This window comes from Rickettsia sp. TH2014, assembly GCF_019249195.1.
GTDB lineage: Bacteria > Pseudomonadota > Alphaproteobacteria > Rickettsiales > Rickettsiaceae > Rickettsia > Rickettsia felis.
Genome location: NZ_MXAX01000140.1, coordinates 124 through 4,696 on the forward strand (window position 1 = coordinate 124; position 4,573 = coordinate 4,696).

A 4,573-nucleotide genomic window follows, 5' to 3' on the forward strand; every position below is an offset into this window, starting at 1 on the left:
TCTACTCTCTATTGCGATTAAAAATGGGAGGATTACCAGATTGCTTCGTCGATCCCTATGGCGTCTTCTCGCAATGACGAAAAAAAACTCTACACACAACGCCGCCGGAGGGGTCACGGAATAACATTTATTTTTTCTTTTGACTATTAATAGCAGCATTCAACGCTAATTTAAACCACTTGCCTAATAACTCTTGATCCTCCATAATTTCAGATACCACCTTCCAATATGATAAAGTTACAAGTTTACCTTTACTTTGATATATAAATGGCTCAGAACCAAAAGATTGAAAATATTCATAAGTGCTTAGGTCTGACTTAAAATATAATTCATTGCTCTTAATAATTCCTACCATAACACCACTCTTATATATACCATATCCACCAAACATTGCACGAACGGTTACTGAACCATATGGTTCTAACAATTCTTTGACATATTCAGTAAGTTCATTTTTATTCATAATAATCGCTTCAAATACAGTAGCCCATAAATAAACATACCTAATATAATAAACAATGGAGTTAAAGGTAAGTCAAAATAGAAAGAACTAAGTGCAGCACAAAAATTAATAAATAAAGAGATAAAAATTGATATTATAATCATCTGAGAGGGGCTATATGCCACAAACCGTGCAATCATTGCAGGAATAAGTAAAACAGCGGTCACCATCAATGCACCGACAATCTTTATAGCAGAAAATACCGATAATGAGAGAAGAAGTAAAAATATTAGCTCAATAATATTAACTTTTAAGCCTTTTATGACTGCAATATCTCTATTGATGATTATAAGAAGAATTTGATTATAAAAATATACTATAAAGCTTATAATAGTTATTAGCACTACCCCTAGTATAATCAAATCATTAAAAGACACAGATAAAATATCCCCAAACAATAAATTTACTATATTGTTCTGCGAGGAAGTAAAATAATTAATAACTAAAGCAATAGCGAGCATAAAGCTAGAAATCAAATTAATAACTGCATTTTTTTCAGAATTATTTTTAAAAATAAACACAAATAATGAAAAAAGAATTGCAACTATTATTCCTGAATATATTAATGGAAAATGTGCTATAATGCTTATGCTAGCCGCTAAAAAACTGCTATGAGCAAGCCCGTCACCGAAATAAATATATCTCTTCCATAGGGCAATGCAGCCAAGGGGAGCAAATATGCAGCTAATTAAAATTAAGGCTAGTATTATTAAAGTCATCTGAGTATATTATATATGTTTGTTGTATAGTGTGGTGATTCTGATGTCATTCCTGCATAGGCGGGAATTCAGCAAAATATATAAAAATTTATTTTGTACTAATATTAAGTTTATTTATTATAGATTCCCGCCTGCGCAGATAATGACATATACTACTTGATAATAATATAATACCTATATCATAGACTATGTCTTCAATCGATAAAAAAGAATTAGAAAAATTTGAGAAAAGTTCTCATAATTGGTGGAATAAGGATGGGGAATTCGGTATCTTACACCGCATAAATCCTATTCGCCTTGAATATATAATAGAGAAAATAACCTCGCATTACAATGATATTTCTAGTAGGCCTCTTTGGAAATTCGCTTATAGGGAGGAATTTGAAGGAGACACGGAAGCACTTGCCACTGCAGCGTATATAAGCATACGTGAGGATGCGAGTACCGGATCGACGTACAAATTACCCCTAGAAGTAGAGTTTCCGAAGAGGTCTAGTTTAGAAATATTAGACGTCGGTTGCGGCGGAGGGTTAATTGCAACGCCTTTAGCTGCTCAAGGTTTTAATGTTACAGCCATTGACGCTCTGCAAAGTAATATTGAAACGGCAAGCACTTATGCTAAGGAAAACGGCGTAAAAGTAAATTATTTACAATCTACTATAGAAGAATTACAGAGTGACAAGCTATATGATGTAGTAATTTGTCTTGAGGTTATTGAACATGTAGAAAACGTGCAGCAATTTATACTAAATTTGGTCAAACATATTAAGCCAAATGGTATGGCAATAATTTCTACGATTAACCGTACTAAAAAAGCTTATGTACTTGGAATAATAGTTGCTGAATATGTTTTAGGTTGGGTACCTAAAAACACTCATGATTATAGCAAATTTTTAAAACCATCAGAATTTTATGAAATGCTTACGGATACCGACATCGAAATTAAAGAGCTGAAAGGCTTGGTATATGATCCTGCTAAAAATGAATGGAAATTAAGCGACGATATAGACGTAAATTATTTTATGTGTTTGGGTAGGAAAACAAACCGTCATTGCGAGGAAATTACGAAGTAATTGACAAAGCAATCTCAGGATATTTGATGAGATTGCCACGCAGCCATGGCTGCGGTCTTGTTGCATGGCTTGAAAAACACACTCGCTGTCATTCCTGCGAAAGCAGGAAGGACATAAAGAGCATTACCGGTCCACGCAATTGTAAAGGTTACGTAACCTTTACACGGTATGACACCGAAGGTGTTTTTTGAGCTATGCAACAACGCCTACAGTCGCTCGCAATAACATATATATATTTAAAAAAGATAATAAATGACTAATAACGTAATCACTAGATTTGCTCCGTCACCGACGGGATTTTTACATATAGGTTCGGCAAGAACTGCTTTATTTAACTATTTGTTTGCAAGGTATCATAACGGTAAATTCTTGCTTCGCATCGAAGACACCGATAAAGAGAGATCAACTAAAGAAGCTGTAAAAGCTATATTCGCAGGTCTAAAATGGCTAGGACTTGATTGGGACGGCGAAGTTATATTTCAGTCTAAACGTAATAATCTTTACAAAGAGGCAGCACTAAGATTACTACAAGAAGGTAAAGCATATTATTGTTTTACTAGCCAAGAAGAAATAGAAAGACAGCGGCAAAAAGCTTTAGAAAATAAACAACATTTTATTTTTAATAGCGAGTGGCGTGATAAAGATTCGTCCACCTACCCTACCGATATTAAACCAGTAATACGCCTAAAAGTACCTTGTGAAGGTAGTATAACCATTCATGACACTTTACAAGGCGATGTAGTAATTGAAAACTTGCATATAGACGATATGGTACTACTCCGGGCAGACGGCACTGCTACTTACATGCTAGCCGTTGTAGTAGATGATCATGATATGGGTATAACTCATATTATTAGAGGTGACGATCATTTAACCAATGCAGCAAGGCAAATTGCTATTTATCAGGCTTTCGGCTATGAAGTACCGAGCATGACTCATATACCTTTAATTCATGGAGCAGACGGAGCAAAATTATCCAAAAGGCATGGAGCTTTAGGTGTTGAAGCTTATAAGGATATGGGATATTTACCGGAAAGTTTGTGTAATTATTTATTGCGTCTTGGATGGAGTCACGGTGATGATGAAATTATCTCACCGGCTCAGGCTATAGAATGGTTTAATCTTGATTCACTTGGTAAATCACCTTCTAAGCTTGATTTTGCTAAGATGAATAGCCTTAATGCCCATTACTTAAGAATGCTTGACAATGATAGCTTAACTTCAAAGACTGTAGAGATATTGAAACAAAATTATAAGATTAGTGAGAAAGAGGTAAGTTATATAAAACAAGCAATGCCGAGCTTGTTAGTTAGAAGCGAAACATTACTTGATCTAGCACGGCTTGCTCAAATTTATCTCATAGATTCGCCTATCATTTATAACCAAGATGCAAAAGAGATAATAGAAAATTTTGATACAGATTTAATCAAACAAGTTATAGAATCCTTAAGCAAACTTGAGCAGTTTGATAAGGAATCCGTGCAGAATAAATTTAAAGAAATAGCAACTCATAATGGCTTAAAGCTAAATGACATTATGAAACCCGTAAGAGCTTTAATAACTGGCATGACCGCATCGCCTAGCGTATTTGAAATTGCGGAAATTTTAGGAAAAGAAAATATTTTAAAAAGGTTAGAAATTATATGAAAGATTGTATAAAAAAAATTGCTTTTGTTCTTAGTGGATTATTTATAATAACCGGTACTTTTATTGTATACAGAGTAGAAAATGTCGATGCTTCATCAGCACCAAAAAAGTACGGAGCGTGGACCTTAAATTGCACTCTTAATAATGAGAAAAAACAACTTTGCTTCTTATCACAACAAATTAATAATCTAGAGAAAGATAAAGAAAAGGAAATATTAGCCATTTATCACATAAGTGATTTCAATGGGGAGCAAGAAGAACAGGAATTAAAAATAATAGAAATAGTCCCGTCAAATGTTCAAATTCCGGCAGGTACAGTTATTAATAGCGGTGATAAACGAATAGCAGCCGGAAAATACGTAAATTGTACGGTAAACGGCTGTCAGGCTTTGGCTGTTATTACAAAAGATGATCTAGATATGATTTTATCAAACGATAATTATTTAGAACTAATCACTGCAGACGGCAAACAAGCTAAAATTTCATTTATAAAAGACGGTCTAAAGGAAGGTCTAAAAGCGTTGAGTAGATAGTAACGGAATTTAAGCTGTAATAGTTGAGATTTAATCTTACATTTAGTAAAATTAAGATAATANNNAATGGAGGATTAGAGATGAATCTAAATCAAAAAA

Annotated in this window: 5 protein-coding genes; 3 read left to right on the top strand and 2 right to left on the bottom strand. The window is 33.8% G+C overall.

Annotation, left to right across the window (positions count from 1 at the left end):
* Positions 1-127: 127 nt before the first annotated feature.
* Both KYQ89_RS02635 and KYQ89_RS02640 read right to left on the bottom strand, forming a co-directional pair.
* Complete coding sequence (locus tag KYQ89_RS02635) at positions 128-463, bottom strand: TfoX/Sxy family protein (protein ID WP_218460283.1); 336 nt, start codon at positions 461-463, stop codon at positions 128-130.
* Entirely contained in the window at positions 460-1,221 is a 762-nt protein-coding gene (locus KYQ89_RS02640; RefSeq protein WP_218460284.1) for a metal ABC transporter permease, read from the bottom strand. Before KYQ89_RS02640 ends, KYQ89_RS02635 begins: the two co-directional genes overlap by 4 nt.
* Positions 1,222-1,409: 188 nt before the next feature.
* Here KYQ89_RS02640 and ubiG point away from each other — a divergent pair, with 188 nt between their 5' ends.
* The 3 genes from ubiG to KYQ89_RS02655 all read left to right on the top strand — a co-directional run bounded on the left by ubiG (position 1,410) and on the right by KYQ89_RS02655 (position 4,474).
* Positions 1,410-2,294 (top strand): bifunctional 2-polyprenyl-6-hydroxyphenol methylase/3-demethylubiquinol 3-O-methyltransferase UbiG, encoded by an 885-nt coding sequence (gene ubiG / locus KYQ89_RS02645; protein ID WP_218460285.1) that lies wholly within the window; start codon positions 1,410-1,412, stop codon positions 2,292-2,294.
* Positions 2,295-2,546: 252 nt separating this feature from the next.
* A complete protein-coding gene (gene gltX, locus KYQ89_RS02650) occupies positions 2,547-3,941 on the top strand; it encodes a glutamate--tRNA ligase (protein ID WP_218460286.1) in 1,395 nt (464 codons plus the stop codon).
* Positions 3,938-4,474, top strand: a complete 537-nt coding sequence (locus KYQ89_RS02655) for an invasion associated locus B family protein (protein WP_218460287.1) — start codon at positions 3,938-3,940, stop codon at positions 4,472-4,474. The genes gltX and KYQ89_RS02655 overlap by 4 nt, the downstream gene beginning before the upstream one ends.
* The last annotated feature ends 99 nt before the right edge of the window (positions 4,475-4,573 follow it).

Coding starts and splice junctions, on each gene's coding strand:
- KYQ89_RS02635 (WP_218460283.1), bottom strand. CDS start 463: ATGAATAAAAATGAACTTACTGAATATGTCAAAGAATTGTTAGAACCA.
- KYQ89_RS02640 (WP_218460284.1), bottom strand. CDS start 1,221: ATGACTTTAATAATACTAGCCTTAATTTTAATTAGCTGCATATTTGCT.
- ubiG (WP_218460285.1), top strand. CDS start 1,410: ATGTCTTCAATCGATAAAAAAGAATTAGAAAAATTTGAGAAAAGTTCT.
- gltX (WP_218460286.1), top strand. CDS start 2,547: ATGACTAATAACGTAATCACTAGATTTGCTCCGTCACCGACGGGATTT.
- KYQ89_RS02655 (WP_218460287.1), top strand. CDS start 3,938: ATGAAAGATTGTATAAAAAAAATTGCTTTTGTTCTTAGTGGATTATTT.